The sequence below is a fragment of the Jiangella mangrovi genome, assembly GCF_014204975.1.
In the GTDB taxonomy this organism is placed as follows: domain Bacteria; phylum Actinomycetota; class Actinomycetes; order Jiangellales; family Jiangellaceae; genus Jiangella; species Jiangella mangrovi.
Window position 1 is genome coordinate 3875106 of record NZ_JACHMM010000001.1, and the last position, 16433, is coordinate 3891538.

The following is a 16433-nucleotide window of genomic DNA, read 5'->3' on the forward strand; positions in this document are numbered from 1 at the left end:
CGCTCCGCTTCACCAGCAAAGATGGCCAATTCATCTGGCGTAAACGTTGGCGAGACCTAGCCGACCCAACGTTTCCGCGCTGTCTCTCGCGTGCTTCCGATGATCAGGAAAGTATCGATTCGGGTTCGCCGTTCAGGCAATGCGGTGGACTGCCAGTAGCACATCCCTGTGGAAAGGGGAGCAATTCAGTGAAGCGTCAGAATCTCGCCCGCGTGGGCGCCGCGCTGGGGGCCGCTGTCATGGCTCTCGGTCTCGCGGTGGGCCCGGCGTCGGCCGACCCGGACCCCGTCACCGACTACCGGCAGCTGGCCGGTGCCGGCTCCGACACGACCCAGGACGCGGTCAACGGCCTGGGCCTGGCGGTCGGCGGCGGTGACGTGATCGCGTCGTGGGATGCCCGCGGCACGGCCACCATCACCACCAAGAGCCCGGCGCAGAACGCCGCCTGCACGGACATCGCCCGCCCGAACGGCTCCGGCCAGGGGCGCACGGCGCTGCTCGCGTCGGAGGGTGTCGGCCAGTGGATGGGCAAGAGCATCCCCGGATGCTTCGACTTCGCCCGGTCCTCCAGCGGCCCGAGCTCGCCGAACCCGGCCGGGACCCTCACCTACGTCCCGTTCGGCGTGGACGCCGTCACCTATGCGGTGCACAGCGACGCCGTCAACGCCCTGGGCTTCCCCTCGAACCTGACCCGCCGTCAGCTCGAGGGCATCTACAAGTGCGTCATCCGCTTCGTCAACGGCATCGAGGTGCACCCGCTGCTGCCGCAGTCGGGTTCGGGCACGCGTCAGTTCTGGCTGGCGCAGGTCGACATCCTCGAGCAGGAGCTGGCGTCGTACCCCTGCATCGAGCAGCGGAACAACACGATCCAGGAGCACGACGGCCGCGTGCTGGAGTGGGACCTGGACGAGAACAGCGCCGACATCGTGCCGTTCTCGATCGCGCAGTACATCGCTCAGGGCAACGCCGGTGAGACGCACGGCGGCGTCCTGATCGACGTCGAGAACCGTCGCGGTAGCGCGGTCCTCGGCCGGATCGGTGGCATCGCCCCGACGACGGGCACGGCCGCCGACCCGGTCCTGAACCTCAACTTCCCGATCGTCCGTGACGTCTACAACGTCGTTCCGACGCACGACATCGAGGGTGGCGCTCCCGACGCCACGATCGTCAACACCTTCGTGGGCCTCAGCTCGGACGTCTGCGAGGCGCGCCCGGTGATCGAGGCCTACGGCTTCGGCTTCCGGCAGACCCCGGTTCCGGGCGGGCTCGCCTGCGGGGCCACCACGCTGCGCGCGAACAGCTGACGCTCAGCCGCACCAGACCCTCGTGGGGCGCGAGTGACAGGCGCCCCACGAGTGGGGCCGGCACGGGGCCGGCCCCGCCATCACCTTCGAAGGGAAGGTATGTCATGCACATGTCGAAGAGGGCGCTGGCGCTCGCGGCCACGTCCGTGGTCGCCGGCATCGTCGGTACCGGCCTCGCCGCCATGCCGGCGAACGCGGCCGAGATCGGCGAGGTCGAGTTCTCGGCGACCACCGGCAGCATCAACGATGGTCCGTTCCTGCAGTGGGCGCGCTCCACCGGCCCCTGCCCGACGGGCTTCGCCCAGGGCGCCTCGCTCGATGTCGCCATCGACATCAACGGCAACGGCACCATCGAGCCGAACATCGACCCGCCGAACGACGAGACTCTGTCGCTCGGGCCGACCCTGAACGAGGGTGGGTACGACACGGTTCCCTTCATCCAGGTCGACGGCATCGCGGGCACCCCCCGTACGCTCGAGACCCGGCTGCAGGGCCGCAAGGGCGAGTTCGAGATCCGCATCAGCTGCCTCTCGGAGCAGTTCGTCGCCTCGGCGGACTACTACGCGACCACGATCATCGTCGAGGGCGACACGTGGCGCATCGCCGATGGCGGTGGCGACCCGGACCCGGAGCCGGTCGAGGGCACGCAGGAGATCACCACCGAGGTCGAGCAGGGCGAGGGCCAGCTCACCATGACGATCGGCGACGACGCGCAGGTCACCCTGCCGGCGCCGCAGCTCGATGGTGACCGTCTCTCGTCCGAGGGCGACCTCGACCCCGTCACGGTCAGCGACACCCGCGCGGGTGCGCCGGGCTGGGACACCACCGCCCAGGTCTCGGAGTTCGCTTCCGACACCGCTGAGTTCGACGGCAAGTACCTCGGCTGGACCCCGGAGGTCGTCTCCTCGACGGCGACCGGCGTCGTTCCGGGTGCTGCGGTCGCCCCCGGCTTCAGCGAGGGCACCGGCCTGTCGGAGGCGCGTCAGCTCGCTGGCGCTCCCGCGGGCAGCGGCACCGGTTCGTCGGAGCTGGGCGCGGGTCTCTCCCTGGAGATCCCGACCGACACCGCGGCCGGCACCTACACCGCCACGCTGACCCTGACCACGATCTGAGTTCGATCGGGCCGGTCGTCAGCACGCCCGGGGGTGGATCCGGCGCTCGTCGCCGGGTCCACCCCATGGGTGCGTCCGGCGGTGGGTCCGGCCGCGTCGATAGAGAATTGGAGCCACCTGCGATGGCCAGAGCCCTTCGCATGTCCCTGTCCCGGTTGCGCCCCGGCCGACTCGCCGGGGCGCTCGCTGCCGTTCTGGCCTCCGCGGCGTTCGTCGCCGCACCGGCAGCAGCCGACCCCACGTCCACCCCGTCGCCCGGCAGCGAGGAGCCCGCCGACGCCGCCGGCTCGGTCAGCTGGTCAGTGCAGCCGTCGACGGCGTCCGGCCCGGACGGCCGCAACGCGTTCATCTACGAGCTCGAGCCCGGCGGCACCGTCTCCGACGTCGTCCGGGTCAACAACTTCAGCGACACGCCGCAGACCTTCCGCGTCTACTCCCAGGACGCGATCAACACCCCGGAGGGCAGCTTCTCGCTGCTCGAGGGGTCCGAGACGCCCGTGGACGTCGGCCTGTGGGCCGCGGTGAGCCACGACACCGTCGAGGTGCCGGCCAACGGCCACGTCGACCTGCCGTTCACGCTGACGGTGCCGGCGAACGCCACGCCCGGCGACCACGCCGGCGGCATCGTCGCCTCGCTCACCGACGTCGTCACGGAGGAGAACGACAACCAGGTCCTCGTCGAGAACCGCGTCGGCACCCGCATCTACCTGCGCGTCGGCGGCGACCTGGCGCCGTCCGTGCGAATCCAGGCCGTGTCGGCGAGCCTCGACAACGGCTGGATCCCGTTCACCGGCGGTGACATGACCGTCAGCTACGAACTGGAGAACACCGGCAACGTGCGGGTGACGGGATCACAGCTGGTCGACGTCGAGGGGCCGCTGGGCGTCGGGCTGAAGTCCGTCCATCCGGAGGACCTGCCCGAGTTGCTGCCCGGCCAGAAGTACACCGTCACCGTCGAGGCGGACGGCGTCCAGCGCCTGGGCCGCGTGACCGCGCGGCTGACGGTGGACCCGTCGTCGCTGAACGTCCCGGAGGGCAGCCCGGAGCCGCCGAGCGTGACCGGTGTGGCGTCGGCATGGGCGATCCCGTGGCCGGAGCTCGTGGTGCTGCTGGTCGTCGTCGTGCTGCTGTGGCTGCTGCGCCGGCGGTCCCGCCTGCGGCGCCGGAAGGCCGCGGACGCGATCGCCGCCGCCGAGGCGCGCGGCCGGGCCGCCGCTGCCGCCGAGGCTGCCGGATTGCAGGCGCCGCGGGTCGTCGCCGTGGTGACCGGGGGCCTGCTGGCGCTGCTCGCCCTGTTCGGGCTGGGCGGCGGACTGACGGCGACCGCGACCGAGCGGCCTCCGGGCCCCGGCGAGATGGACGTGACGGTGACCGTCCCGTCGACCACGCCGACGGGCGACGACACCGGTTCCGATTCGGGTGATTCGGGTGACGACGACGGCGGCGCGGGCGGCGACGAGGACGGCACCGGCGAGCACCCGCCGACCGGCGCCGACATCGCCGGCTGGGTCGGCATCGGCGGGCTGCTGCTGGTGTTCGGCACCCTGATGGTGCGCTCGATGCGCGGCACGGACGAGGCGCCGGCGTGAGCGCCCCGCCGGACGTCCCGGCCGCTCCCGCCCCGCCCGCCCCACCCGTGCCGCCGTCGCCGCCGTCCGTGCGCCCGCCCGTCCAGCCGCCGGTGATGCCGTCGGTCCCGCCGGTCGTGCCGTCGGGCAAGGGCGACGCGCTGCGGATGCCGGGGCTGGCGCTGTCGATCGTCGCGGTGCTGCTGCTCGGGTTCCTCGGGCAGCTGGCGCTGCTGTCGCAGCTCGGGCACGAGCGGGCGCAGGAGGTCGCGTTCGACGATTTCCGGGTCCAGCTGGCCGACGGCACCGCACCGATCGGCCAGCTCAACCGGGACGAGGAGCTGTGGCCGCTGGGGACGTCGATCGCGGTCCTCGAGATCCCGGCCCTGGACCTGCACGAGGTCGTCTTCGAGGGGACCACGTCCGGCGTGCTCCAGGACGGCCCGGGACACCGTCGCGACACCGTCCTGCCCGGTCAGGAGGGCACCAGCGTCATCATGGGGCGTCAGGCGACCTATGGCGGCCCGTTCGGGCGGCTGGACCTGCTGCAGCCGGGGGAGCCGTTCACCGTCACGACGGGGCAGGGCGCGCACACGTACCACGTGACCGGCGTGCGCCGCGAGGGCGACCCGCAGCCCGCCCCGCTGGCCGACGGCGAGGGCCGGCTCACGCTGGTCACCGCCGGCGGCGACCCCTTCCGCCCCGACGACGTCCTGCGCGTGGACGCCGAACTGGTCAGCGACGCCGTCCCCACGCCGTCCCGGCCGTTCCGCTCCGCCGACCTGCCCGAGGAGGAGCAGGCGATGCAGGGCGACCCGTCGGGCTGGGTGGCGGTGATGCTCTGGGCCCAGGCGACGGCGTTCGCGGCACTCGGCGTGGCGTGGGCGACGGTGCGCTGGGGGAAGGCGCAGGCGTGGACGATCGGGGTGCCGCTGCTCGGCGGCCTCGGCATCGCCCTCGCCGACGCGACCGCCGTCCTGCTCCCGAACCTCATGTGAGGGGCGGTCTCCGCTCATGATCATCCAAGAAATGGGGCGCCAGGACGCCCCGAAACTTGGATGATCATGGAGATGCGCGCAGCGGACCAGGGAGCATCCGCCGGATCCCGCAGCCGAGGCGAATGTGACGTCAGGGGCGACCGGTAATCTCGGGGCTGTCGTTCCCGCTCGCCGAAGGAGCCCGTCATGCCGCGCGTCGCCCTGGTCACCTGCGCCGAGCTGCCCGACCTGCACACCGACGACCAGCTGGTGGTCGAGCCGCTGCGGGCGCTCGGCGTCGACGTCGAGACGCCGGTCTGGGACGACCCCGCGGTCGACTGGGCCGGCTTCGACGTCGCCGTGCTGCGCAACCCGTGGGACTACCCGCGCCGCCGCGAGCAGTTCCTGGCCTGGACGCGCTCCGTCCCGCGGCTGCTGAACCCGCCCGCCGTCGTCGCGTGGAACACCGACAAGGTGTACCTGCGCGAGCTCGCGGCCGCCGGCGTGCCCGTCGTCCCCACCACGTGGCTCGAGCCGGGCCACGACGGCGGCCCCGAACTCCCGGACGGCGGCGAGTACGTCGTCAAGCCGTCGGTCAGCGCGGGCTCGGCCGACACCGGCCGCTACGACCTCGCCGACCAGCAGCAGCGCGCCCTGGCCGAGGCGCACGTCGACAAGCTGCTCGCCCGCGGCGACACCGTCATGCTGCAGCCGTACCTCAGCGCCGTCGACACCGCGGGCGAGACCGCCATGCTGCACCTGGGCGGCGTCTTCAGCCACGCCATCCGCAAGGGCCCCCTGCTCGACGGGCCCGACCTGCGCGACGGCGCGCCGCTGTGGTCCGAGGAGATCGCGCCGCGCGAGCCGTCCGAGCAAGAGCGCGACGTCGCCAGGCGCACGCTGGCGGCCATCCCGGGCCACGACCAGCTGCTCTACGCCCGCGTCGACGTCATCCCGGGGCCCGACGGCACGCCCGTCGTCCTCGAGGTCGAGCTGACCGAGCCGAGCCTGTTCCTGGCCACGTCGCCGGGCGCGCCCGAACGCCTGGCGCGGGCGATCACCGCACAGCTCTAACCGCTACCATCGACCCGGCCCACACACCACGAACCACCCACACCCGAGGAGCACGTCGTGTCCGAACAGATCCGCATCACCGTCGCCGGAAGCGAGCGACAGGTCGGTGCGGGCACGACGGCGGCCGAGCTGTTCGCCGACGACACCGCGGTCATCGCGGCGCGCGTCGACGGCACGCTCGTCGACCTCGCCCGGGTGCTGGCCGACGGCGACGACGTCGAGCCCGTGGCCATCGACTCCAAGGACGGCCGCGACATCCTGCGCCACTCCACGGCGCATGTCATGGCCCAGGCGGTGCAGGCGCTGTACCCCGAGGCCAAGCTGGGCATCGGCCCGCCGGTCGAGAACGGCTTCTACTACGACTTCGACGTCGCCGAGCCGTTCACCCCGGACGATCTCAAGAGCATCGAGAAGAAGATGCAGCAGATCGTCAAGGAGCGGCAGTCCTTCGTCCGCCGCCCGGTCAGCGACGACGACGCCCGCGTCGAGCTCGCACAGGAGCCGTACAAGCTCGAGCTCATCGGTCTCAAGGGTGGCGGCGCCGAGCAGGCCGCCGAGGGCGCGTCGGCCGAGGTCGGCGGCGCCGAGCTGACCATCTACGACAACGTCAAGCCCGACGGCGAGCTGGCCTGGAAGGACCTCTGCCGCGGCCCGCACCTGCCCACCACGCGGAACATCCCGGCGTTCAAGCTCATGCGCGTCGCCGCCGCGTACTGGCGGGGGAGCGAGAAGAACCCGCAGCTGCAGCGCATCTACGGCACCGCCTGGGAGAGCCGCGACGCGCTCAAGGCCTACCTCGACCGCCTCGCCGAGGCCGAGCGGCGCGACCACCGCAAGCTGGGCCGCGAGCTCGACCTCTACAGCTTCCCCGACGAGCTGGGCTCCGGCCTGCCGGTGTTCCACCCCAAGGGCGGCGTCATCAAGCGCGAGATGGAGGACTACGTCCGCCGCCGGCACCTGGAAGAGGGATTCCAGTACGTCGGCACGCCGCACATCACCAAGCAGGGCCTGTTCGAGACCTCCGGGCACCTGCCGTACTACGCCGAGGGCATGTTCCCGCCCATGGAGCTCGAGGGCAGCTCGTACTACCTCAAGGCCATGAACTGCCCCATGCACAACCTGATCTTCCGCTCGCGCGGCCGGTCCTACCGCGAGCTGCCGCTGCGGCTGTTCGAGTTCGGCTCGGTGTACCGCTACGAGAAGTCCGGCGTGGTGCACGGCCTCACCCGCGTGCGCGGCATGACGCAGGACGACTCGCACTCCTACGTCACCCAGGAGCAGGCGGCCGACGAGATCAGGCACCTGTTGGACTTCGTCCTGGGGCTGCTGAAGGACTTCGGGCTCGACGACTATTACCTCGAGCTGTCCACCCGCGACCCCGAGTCGGACAAGTTCATCGGCACCGACGAGCAGTGGGAGGTCGCGACCCGCACGCTCGAAGAGGTCGGCAAGGCCTCCGGCCTCGAACTGGTCCCCGACCCGGGCGGCGCCGCCTACTACGGCCCCAAGATCTCGGTGCAGATCCGCGACGCCATCGGCCGCAGCTGGCAGATGTCGACCATCCAGCTCGACTTCAACCAGCCGGCCCGGTTCGAGCTCGAGTACCAGGCCGCCGACGGCACGCGGCAGCAGCCGGTCATGATCCACTCGGCGAAGTTCGGCTCCATCGAGCGGTTCATCGGCGTGCTGGTCGAGCACTATGCCGGCGCGTTCCCGCCCTGGCTGGCGCCGGTGCAGGCCGTCGGCATCCCGATCGCCGACGAGCACGTGCCGTACCTGCGGACCGTCGCGGCGAAGCTCTCCGACGCCGGCATCCGGGTCGAGGTCGACGACTCCGACGACCGCATGCAGAAGAAGATCCGCAACGCGCAGAAGCAGAAGATCCCCTTCATGCTCATCGCGGGCGACGACGACGTCGCCAAGGACGCGGTCTCCTTCCGCTACCGCGACGGCAGCCAGAAGAACGGCGTCCCGGTCGACGAGGCGGTCGCCGAGATCGTCGACGCCGTCGCGCGCCGGATCCAGGTCTGACCGTGCCGGAGGCCGACCGCCTCGAGCGGCTCTGGACGCCGTACCGCATGGCGTACATCACCGGCGAGGCGAGCAACGGGGTCGACGGCGACGGCTGCCCGCTCTGCCGCATCCCGACCCTGTCCGACGAGGACGGGTTGATCCTGCGGCGGGGCCGGACGGCGTTCGCGGTGCTCAACCTGCACCCGTACAACCCCGGTCACCTCATGGTCGTCCCGTACCGCCACACGGGCGTGTTCGAGACGCTCACCGAGGCAGAGTCGCGCGAGCTGACGACCATGACGCAGGACGCGCTGCGGGCCGTGCAGGCGGCGTCCAGCCCGCACGGCTTCAACATCGGGCTGAACCTCGGCGGCGTGGCCGGCGGCTCGCTGTCGGCGCACCTGCACCAGCACGTGGTGCCGCGGTGGAGCGGCGACGCGAACTTCATGACCGTCCTCGACAACACCAAGATCATGCCGCAGCTGCTCGCCGACACCCGGGCGATGCTGGCGGCCGCCTGGCCGGAGTGAGCCGATAGGGTCGGCGGCTGTGAGCGACGCCGATTCCACCCCCGCCAAGGACGACGCCGTCAAGCACCTCGAGGACGAGCTCGTCACCAGCCACCACGTCCTCGACACCCCGGGCGGCCCGCTGGCCTACACGGCCAAGGCCGGCCGGGTCGTGCTGTGGGAGGACAAGGTCGAGGACGACGTGTGGAAGGGCCGGCGCCCGCGCGCCCAGGTCGGTCTGACGGCGTACACCCTGGACGACGCCGACCCCGGCACCCGGCCCGTGACGTTCGCGTTCAACGGTGGACCGGGCTCGGCGAGCGTCTGGCTGCACCTGGGCGTGCTGGGGCCGCGTCGCGTCGTCATGGGCGACGCCGGCGACCTCGCGGCGCCGCCGTACGGGCTCACCGACAACCCGGAGTCGCTGCTGGCGGTCAGCGACCTCGTCTTCATCGACCCGGTCTCCACCGGGCGCTCCCGGGTGGTCGACGGCGTGAAGGCGGTCGACTTCCACGGGTTCACCCCGGACATCGAGTCCGTCGGCGAGATCATCCGCCAGCGGGTCACCGCCGAGGGCCGCTGGCTGTCGCCGAAGCTGCTGGCGGGGGAGTCGTACGGCACCACCCGCGCTGCGGCGCTCGCCCAGCACCTGCAGAGCGCCGGCATGTACCTCAACGGGCTCATGCTGATCTCCTGCGTCCTCAACTTCGGCGCGCACGACTTCAAGGAGGGCAACGACACCGCCTACGCGCGGTTCCTGCCGTTCTACGCCGCGACCGCCCACTTCCACGGCCGGCACCCGGGCCGGGAGCTCGGCGACGTCGTCGCGGAGGCCGAGGCGTATGCCGCCCGCGACTACCTGTACGTGCTGGCCCGCGGGTCCCGGCTCAGCGCCCAGGAGCGGGCCGACGCCGTCGCCACCCTGGCCCGCCTCACCGGCGCGAGCGAGGACTACGTGTCCCGCGCGAACCTGCGGCTGGAGCACTGGCGCTACTTCACCGAGCTGCGCCGCGCCGACGGCCTGAGCGTCGGCCGTCTGGACTCGCGGTTCACCGGACCGGCCGGCGACGGCGTCGCCGAGGGCATGGACGCCGACCCGTCCATGGACGCGATCCTCGGACCGTACGCGACGGCGTACCAGCACTACGCGCGCGCCGAGCTCGGCATCGAGGACACCACGCCGTTCCACGTGTTCGGCCCGGAGGTCATCGCCAAATGGAGCTACAAGGAGTTCGAGAACGCGTCGGTGTCCGTCCTCGACCGCCTCTCGCGCGCGATGCGGCAGAACCCGCACCTGCGCGTCCACGTCGCGTTCGGCTACTACGACGGCGCCACTCCGTTCTCCTGCGCCGAGGACGACCTCGCCCACCTGAACATCCCGGCCGAGCTGCAGGGCAACATCGAGCGTCGGTACTACGAGGCCGGCCACATGATGTACGTGCACGAGCCCAGCCGGCTGCGCCAGAGCGCCGACCTCGCCGACTTCGTCCGCCGCGCGACGACGAGCTAGGAGCTAGGGCCACGGACCGCCGTCGCGCGAGCTCAGGCGACCAGCACCAGGTCGGTCTGCGGGAAGTCGTTGCCCACGCACAACAGCGGCTCGCCGCTGACGGCGGCGACCGCGTAGGTGAGGCAGTCGCCGAAGGTCAGGGCGGCCGGGTGACGGCCCTTGCCGTACCGGAGATAGGCGCCGACGGCGACCGGCCAGTGCACCGCGGTGAGCTCGACGGGGCGAAGTCCGGCCTCGGTGACGAACCGGCCGAGCAGGCTGGAACCGGCCGGGCCCATGCGGGCGGACAGGACGATGCCGGTCTCCACCAAGGTCGGCGTGCCGATGCGTACTTCCGGGGCGGTGGCGATGTGATCGAGGAGCCGTTGGTGTCCCGGCTCGCCGAGCAGGGTCGCCGCCACGGCGGAGCTGTCGATGATCACACGCCCTCCGCTCCGATGCCGAGGATCTCCTCGCGCTCGGCCTTGGTGAGGGGGTGGCCGCGGACCTCCACCGAGACCTGCGGCCACACCTCGTCGACCAGGAACCGCTGCAACCGCTCGCGTCGGCCCGCCGCGGCCCGGGATGCCAGCACTCGCTCGAGCCGCTCCTCCAGGGCGCTGCGGACCGCACCGGTCTTCGTGTCGTTGGTCAGCGCCGCCAGTTCGGCAGCCAGCCGCTCCGTGGTGGGGTCCTTGATGTTCAGCGCCATGGTGTAATGGTAGCGCAATTGGTGTAATGGTGGCGGCTACGCCGAGGAGTCGGCCGTCACTTTGGCGGCGATGTTGTGCGGCATCGGCTCGTACCGGGCGTAGCGCCGCGTGAAGGTCCCCGTCCCGTGGCTCATCGCGCGCAGGTCGATCGCGTAGCGCACGATCTCGGTCTGCGGCACGTCGGCGCGGACCACCGTCCGGCCGGAGCCGACCGCCTCGGTGCCCAGCACCCGGCCGCGGCGGCCGGCGAGGTCGCCCATGACGGAGCCCACGTAGTCGTCGGGGACCATGACGGAGATCTCGTCGACCGGCTCGAGCAGACTGACGCCCGCCGCCGTCGCCGCCTCGCGCAGGGCCAGGCCGCCCGCCATCTGGAACGCCATGTCCGACGAGTCGACGCTGTGGGCCTTGCCGTCGTGCAGCGTGACCTTGATGTCGACCATCGGGTAGCCGGCGACGGTGCCGCGCTCCATCTGGGCCCGCACGCCCTTCTCGACCGACGGGATGAACTGGCGTGGGACGGCGCCGCCGACGACCTTGTCGACGAACTCGAAGCCGGCGCCCTCGGGGAGCGGCTCGACCTCGATCTCGCAGATGGCGTACTGCCCGTGTCCGCCGGACTGCTTGACGTGGCGGCCGCGGCCGTTCGCCTTGCCGGCCAGCGTCTCGCGCAGGGGCACCCGCAGCGCGACGGTGTCGACGTGGACGCCGTAGCGCGTGCGCAGCCGATCGAGGACGAGGTCGGCGTGCGCCTCGCCCATGGTCCAGAGCACCAGCTGGTGGGTCTCGGCGTTGTTCTCCACCCGGAGCGTCGGGTCTTCGGCCACCACCCGGGACAGGCCCTGGACGAGCTTGTCCTCGTCGGCCTTGGCGGAGGAGACGATCGCGAACGGCAGCAGCGGCTCGGGCATCGACCACGGCCGCATGAGCAGCGGGTCGTCCTTGCCCGACAGCGTGTCGCCGGTCTCGGCGCGCGACAGCTTGGCGATCGCGACGATGTCGCCGGCGTGCGCCTCGGGGACCGGGCGCTGCGTCTTGCCCAGCGGGCAGGACAGCGTGCCGATGCGCTCGTCCTCGTCGTGCTCCTCGTGCCCGCGGTCGGCCAGGAAGTGGCCCGAGACGTGCACCGTCGCGTCCGGGCGCAGCGTCCCGGAGAACACCCGGACCAGGCTGACCCGCCCCACATAGGGGTCCGAGGTGGTCTTGACGACCTCGGCGAGCAACGGGCCCGCGGGGTCGGCCGTGATGCCGTCGCGGGGCGTGCCGTCCAGCGTCGTGACCTCGGGCATCGGGTGCTCAGCAGGAGAGGGGAAGCCGCCGGCCATGACCTCGAGAAGCTCGTGCGTGCCCAGGCCGGACGCGGCGCAGACCGGGATGACGGGGTGGAAGGAGCCGCGCGCGACCGCCCGCTCGAGGTCGTCGACCAGCACCTTCAGCTCGATGTGCTCGCCGCCGAGGTAGCGGTCCATCAGCGTCTCGTCCTCGGACTCCTCGATGATGCCCTCGATCAGCTCGCCTCGGGCCTCCTCGAGCAGGGCGGCCTCGTCGTCCGAGGGGTCGCGCTCGGAGCGCGAGCCGGCGCCGTCGTACGTGAAGACCCGCTCGCTGAGCAGGCCGACCAGCGAGTCGGTGCCGCTGGGGAGGTAGAGGGGGAGGACCTTGTCGCCGAAGCCGTCGCGGATGGCAGCCAGGGTGCCCGCGTAGTCCGAGCGCGGGTGGTCGAGCTTGGTGAGGACGACGGCGCGCGGCATGCGGACCGCCTCGCACTCGGCCCAGAGCAGCCGCGTCGTGCCGTCGATCGGCTCGGCCGTGGACACCACGAACAGCGCGCAGTCGGCGCCGCGCAGCCCCGCCCGCAGGTCGCCGACGAAGTCCGCGTAGCCGGGGGTGTCGAGTAGGTTGATCTTGGTCTGGTCGTAGAGCAGCGGCGCGAGCGCGAGGCCGACGGACCGCTGCTGGCGGACCTCGCTCTCGTCGTGGTCGCACACCGTGGTGCCGTCCTCGACCCGTCCGGCCCGGTGGATCGTGCCGGACGCGACGAGGAGGGCCTCGACGAGCGTGGTCTTGCCGGCGGAGGTCGGGCCGACGAGAGCGACGTTGCGCACGTCGACCCCGTCGGCCGGAGGTACACCTCCGGCGTCGCCCTGCTCTCCTGTCTGGTGCCGAGTCGCCATGCGCCAGCCTCCTGCCTCGCAGGCGACGCGCGGCCCGGCGGATCCAGCGCCTCGTTGCGCCGCCGCGGTTCGTAGATGTGGTGATGGCCACTTTGGTGCTCGAAGCGCGGATGCGCAAGGCCCACGGGCACATCGCCAGTAGCATGGCGGCGCCGGGTGCTGCCACTACGGCGGGCCGGTTTGGGACATCTGGAGTCGAACGGACGGGCGATGCTCGACAAGTACACCCGGGTCTATTCGACCCGCATCCTGACCCCGGCCGCACGGGGCCTGCTGCGGCTGGGACTGGGGCCGGATGCGGTCACGGTCGTCGGCACGCTCGGCGTGTGCGCCGGCGCGCTGATCTTCTACCCCCAGGGCGAGTTCCTTTGGGGCACGCTGTTCATCACGGCGTTCGTGTTCTTCGACAACATCGACGGCATCATGGCGCGGCTCTCGGGCCGGACCAGCAAATGGGGGGCGTTCCTCGACTCCACGCTGGACCGCTTCGGCGACGCGGCCATCTTCGGCGGGCTGGCGCTCTGGTTCGCCGGCGACGGCGACGACATGCGCATGGTGGCGCTGCTGATCGCCTGCCTGACGCTGGGCGCCGTCGTCTCCTATGCCAGGGCACGGGCCGAGAGTCTCGGCTTCACCGCGGGCGGCGGCATCGCCGAACGGGCCGACCGGCTGGTGGCGATCCTCGTCGTCACCGGACTGGTGGGCCTGCTGGACCTGCCCATGGTGGTGCTCGAGGTCCTACTCTGGCTGTTGGCGGCGGCGAGCGCGTGGACCGTGTGGCAGCGCGTGAGCGAGGTCAGGCGGCAGGCGGCCCGGGAGTGAGTGCCTTCAGCGACCAGCGGCAGCTGTGGCTGTACAGCACCGGCTGGAAGGCGGTGCAGCACATGCCGGAGAAGGCCGCCTATCGGTCGTTCCGGACCATCGCCGACTTCTTCTGGCGCCGTCGCAGCCCGTCGGTACGACGGCTCGAGCTGAACTACGCGCGCGTGGGGAAGTGGACGCCCGAGGAGCTGCGCGAGCTGACCCGGCTGGGCGCGCGGTCGTACATGCGGTACTGGTGCGACGCGTTCCGGATGTCGGAGTGGAGCCACGAGCGCATCCTCGAGCGCGTCCGGGTGGTCGACGAGTACCGCCTGCGCGACGCCCTGGCCGCCGGCCGGGGCGTCGTCGTTCCGCTGCCGCACATGGGCAACTGGGACTGGGCCGGCGCCTGGGCCTGCCTGACGGGCGCTCCCTTGGCGACGGTGGCCGAGCGGCTGCGTCCGGAGAAGCTCTACGAGCGGTTCGTCACCTACCGCGAGGCCCTCGGCATGACGGTGCACCCGCTGGGCGGCGACGGTGTCATGGGCGCGCTGGCGACGCACCTGGGCAAGGGCGGCCTGGTCTGCCTGCCGGCGGAGCGCGACCTGTCCCGCCGCGGCGTCCCCGTCACCCTGTTCGGCGAGCCGACCCGCATGCCGGCCGGCAGCGCCATGCTGGCGCTGCGCACCGGGGCCGCGCTGATCCCCGTCACGCTCGCCTACGAGGGCCGCGAGCCCGACCACCGGCTGGTCATCCGCTTCCACGAGCCCATCGACCCGCCCGAGGAGCGCGGCGAGCGGCTGGCCACCATGACGCAGCGCATCGCCGACGCGTTCGAGGTGGGCATCCGGGCCAACCCCGAGGACTGGCACATGACCCAGCGGCTGTTCCTGTCCGACCTCGACGCCAACGACCCGCGGCGGCGGGCGGAGCCGGTGACGTCGTGAAGGTCGGCATCGCCTGCCCGTACGCCTGGGACGTCCCCGGCGGCGTCCAGGTGCACATCCGCGACTTCACCGAGGAGCTGACCCGGCGCGGGCACACCGTCTCGGTCCTGGTGCCGGGCGAGGACGACCCCGCGCTGCCGCCGTACGTCACCACCGTCGGGCGTCCCGTCTCGATCCCGTACAACGGGTCGGTGGCGCGGGTCGCGTTCGGCCCGCGCATCGCCGCCCGGGTGCGCCGCTGGCTCGTCGACGGCCAGTTCGACGTCGTCCACGTGCACGAGCCGGCGTCGCTGTCGCTGGGCCTGATCACCACGTGGTGGGCCGAGATCCCCATCGTCGCGACGTCGCACTCGGCCATGCGCCGGTCGCGGGCCATGAGCGCCGCCCAGGGGATCCTCAAGTCAGCGTTCGAGAAGTTCGCCGCCCACATCGCCGTGTCCGAGGAGGCCCGGCGCACCGTCGTCGAGCACCTGGGCGTCGATGCGGTGCAGATCCCCAACGGGCTGTACGTGGACCGGTTCGCGGTTTCCGCGCGCGAAGAGTGGCGGTCGCCCGAGGGGACGCTGTCGTTCCTGGGCCGGCTGGACGAGCCCCGCAAGGGCCTGCAGGTGCTGCTGCGCGCGTGGCCGGCCATCCACGACGCCTTCCCGAAGGCGCGGCTGCTGGTGGCCGGACGGGGCGAGATCGACGACATCCGCCGCGGCATCGAGCCCCGTCACCGCGACGCCGTCGAGTTCCTGGGCGGCGTCAGCGACGACGACAAGGCGGCCATGCTGGCCAGCAGCGACATCTACGTGGCCCCGCACATCGGCGGCGAGTCGTTCGGCATCGTCCTGGCCGAGGCCATGGCGGCCGGCGCACCCGTGCTGGCCAGCGACCTCGAGGCGTTCCGGGCGGTGTTGGACGACGGCCGGCTGGGCGCGCTGGTTCCGGTCGGCGACGCCGAGGCCCTGGCCGAGTCGGCGATCGCCCTGCTGGGCGACCCGGCGCGGCGGTCGCGCTACCGAGAGGCCGCGCTGCTGGGGGTGCGGCGCTACGACTGGGCGCGGGTCACCGACGAGATCCTGGGCGTCTACGAGATCGCGATCGCGGTCGGGTCCGGCGGCCACACCTTCAAGCTGCCGGGGCTGCCGTGAACTGGGAGTGGCTGTTCGTCACGATCGCCGTCCTCGCCGCACTGGGCGTCTACCTGTCGTGGACGGCCGGCCGCCTGGACCGCCGCCACGCCAGACTGGACGCGTCGCGGGCCGTTCTGGACGCCGAGCTCCTGCGCCGGTCCGGGTCGGTGCTGGACCTGGCGACGGCAGGGTTGCTGGACCCGGCGACGTCGGTCGCGTTGGCGGACGCGGCGTCGCGGGCCCGGACGGCGGCGGAGGGGACGGAGCGGTACCAGGCCGAGAGCGACCTGACGGCCGTGCTGACGGCGGTGCTGGACGATCCTGATGATCTGGTGGGTTTGCGGTCGGATCCGGCCGCCGAGGCCGCGCTGGAGGAACTGGCCATGGCCTGCCGCCGGGCCGCGCACGCCCGGCGGTTCCACAACGAGCTGGTGCGGGGCGCGATCCGGCTGCGGCGGAAGGCCCTGGTGCGGTGGCTGCGGCTGGCCGGCTATGCACCGATGCCCGAGACCGTGGAGCTGGACGACACCGTGCCGCACGGGTTGGCGTCGGAGTGAGGTTCTGCGGGTCCGCGTGGTTGCGCTGGGTTCCCCCGTCCCCCTGCTGCCCAGTGTCTTAGCCGCGGGGACCCGCC

At 72.1% G+C, this 16433-nt stretch carries 15 protein-coding genes; 12 read left to right on the forward strand and 3 right to left on the reverse strand.

The window, feature by feature from the left end; all coding sequences use genetic code 11:
- The first annotated feature begins 188 nt into the window (after positions 1–188).
- The 8 genes from HD601_RS17905 to HD601_RS17940 all read left to right on the forward strand — a co-directional run bounded on the left by HD601_RS17905 (position 189) and on the right by HD601_RS17940 (position 10067).
- The gene (locus HD601_RS17905) at positions 189–1304 is read left to right on the forward strand and encodes a substrate-binding domain-containing protein (protein ID WP_184824093.1); all 1116 of its coding nucleotides are present in this window, start codon (positions 189–191) and stop codon (positions 1302–1304) included.
- Positions 1305–1408: 104 nt separating this feature from the next.
- The gene (locus HD601_RS17910; RefSeq protein WP_184824095.1) at positions 1409–2416 is read left to right on the forward strand and encodes a hypothetical protein; all 1008 of its coding nucleotides are present in this window, start codon (positions 1409–1411) and stop codon (positions 2414–2416) included.
- Between the two features lie 140 nt (positions 2417–2556).
- Complete coding sequence (locus tag HD601_RS17915; protein WP_184824097.1) at positions 2557–4005, forward strand: WxL protein peptidoglycan domain-containing protein; 1449 nt, start codon at positions 2557–2559, stop codon at positions 4003–4005.
- Positions 4002–4982 (forward strand): sortase, encoded by a 981-nt coding sequence (locus HD601_RS34890; RefSeq protein WP_221441080.1) that lies wholly within the window; start codon positions 4002–4004, stop codon positions 4980–4982. The genes HD601_RS17915 and HD601_RS34890 overlap by 4 nt, the downstream gene beginning before the upstream one ends.
- 186 nt (positions 4983–5168) lie before the next feature.
- Positions 5169–6035 carry an ATP-grasp domain-containing protein gene (locus tag HD601_RS17925; protein WP_184824099.1) on the forward strand — a complete coding sequence of 289 codons (867 nt, stop codon included), beginning with the start codon at positions 5169–5171 and terminating at the stop codon, positions 6033–6035.
- A 57-nt stretch (positions 6036–6092) separates the two neighbouring features.
- Positions 6093–8066 carry a threonine--tRNA ligase gene (gene thrS, locus HD601_RS17930; RefSeq protein WP_184824101.1) on the forward strand — a complete coding sequence of 658 codons (1974 nt, stop codon included), beginning with the start codon at positions 6093–6095 and terminating at the stop codon, positions 8064–8066.
- 2 nt (positions 8067–8068) lie between these two features.
- Positions 8069–8578, forward strand: coding sequence for an HIT family protein (locus HD601_RS17935; RefSeq protein ID WP_425503415.1), 510 nt, complete (start codon positions 8069–8071; stop codon positions 8576–8578).
- Positions 8579–8597: 19 nt separating this feature from the next.
- Positions 8598–10067: a S10 family peptidase gene (locus tag HD601_RS17940; RefSeq protein WP_184824103.1), complete on the forward strand. Its 1470-nt coding sequence runs from the start codon at positions 8598–8600 to the stop codon at positions 10065–10067.
- A 32-nt stretch (positions 10068–10099) separates the two neighbouring features.
- Here HD601_RS17940 and HD601_RS17945 read toward each other — a convergent pair whose 3' ends face one another.
- From HD601_RS17945 to HD601_RS17955, 3 genes are read right to left on the reverse strand one after another with little or no spacing between them, the layout of a single operon-like run.
- Positions 10100–10489, reverse strand: a complete 390-nt coding sequence (locus HD601_RS17945; RefSeq protein WP_184824105.1) for a PIN domain-containing protein — start codon at positions 10487–10489, stop codon at positions 10100–10102.
- On the reverse strand, positions 10486–10758 hold the full coding sequence (locus HD601_RS17950) for a type II toxin-antitoxin system VapB family antitoxin (protein WP_184824107.1): 273 nt from the start codon (positions 10756–10758) through the stop codon (positions 10486–10488). The genes HD601_RS17945 and HD601_RS17950 overlap by 4 nt, the downstream gene beginning before the upstream one ends.
- Positions 10759–10794: 36 nt before the next feature.
- Positions 10795–12933, reverse strand: coding sequence for an elongation factor G-like protein EF-G2 (locus tag HD601_RS17955; RefSeq protein ID WP_184824109.1), 2139 nt, complete (start codon positions 12931–12933; stop codon positions 10795–10797).
- Positions 12934–13143: 210 nt separating this feature from the next.
- Here HD601_RS17955 and pgsA point away from each other — a divergent pair, with 210 nt between their 5' ends.
- The 4 genes from pgsA to HD601_RS17975 are packed head-to-tail and all read left to right on the forward strand — an operon-like array spanning position 13144 to position 16356.
- Positions 13144–13755 carry a phosphatidylinositol phosphate synthase gene (pgsA, locus tag HD601_RS17960; RefSeq protein WP_184824111.1) on the forward strand — a complete coding sequence of 204 codons (612 nt, stop codon included), beginning with the start codon at positions 13144–13146 and terminating at the stop codon, positions 13753–13755.
- Positions 13752–14681 (forward strand): phosphatidylinositol mannoside acyltransferase, encoded by a 930-nt coding sequence (locus tag HD601_RS17965; RefSeq protein WP_184824113.1) that lies wholly within the window; start codon positions 13752–13754, stop codon positions 14679–14681. The genes pgsA and HD601_RS17965 overlap by 4 nt, the downstream gene beginning before the upstream one ends.
- The gene (locus HD601_RS17970; RefSeq protein WP_184824114.1) at positions 14678–15817 is read left to right on the forward strand and encodes a glycosyltransferase; all 1140 of its coding nucleotides are present in this window, start codon (positions 14678–14680) and stop codon (positions 15815–15817) included. The genes HD601_RS17965 and HD601_RS17970 overlap by 4 nt, the downstream gene beginning before the upstream one ends.
- The gene (locus HD601_RS17975; protein ID WP_221441081.1) at positions 15814–16356 is read left to right on the forward strand and encodes a hypothetical protein; all 543 of its coding nucleotides are present in this window, start codon (positions 15814–15816) and stop codon (positions 16354–16356) included. The genes HD601_RS17970 and HD601_RS17975 overlap by 4 nt, the downstream gene beginning before the upstream one ends.
- Positions 16357–16433 lie beyond the last annotated feature (77 nt).

What these genes read in the sequence shown, in the direction of transcription:
- pgsA (WP_184824111.1), top strand. Translation starts at nt 13,144, where the DNA reads ATGCTCGACAAGTACACCCGGGTCTATTCGACCCGCATCCTGACCCCG.
- HD601_RS17910 (WP_184824095.1), top strand. Translation starts at nt 1,409, where the DNA reads ATGCACATGTCGAAGAGGGCGCTGGCGCTCGCGGCCACGTCCGTGGTC.
- HD601_RS17915 (WP_184824097.1), top strand. Translation starts at nt 2,557, where the DNA reads ATGTCCCTGTCCCGGTTGCGCCCCGGCCGACTCGCCGGGGCGCTCGCT.
- HD601_RS17925 (WP_184824099.1), top strand. Translation starts at nt 5,169, where the DNA reads ATGCCGCGCGTCGCCCTGGTCACCTGCGCCGAGCTGCCCGACCTGCAC.
- HD601_RS17950 (WP_184824107.1), bottom strand. Translation starts at nt 10,758, where the DNA reads ATGGCGCTGAACATCAAGGACCCCACCACGGAGCGGCTGGCTGCCGAA.
- HD601_RS17955 (WP_184824109.1), bottom strand. Translation starts at nt 12,933, where the DNA reads ATGGCGACTCGGCACCAGACAGGAGAGCAGGGCGACGCCGGAGGTGTA.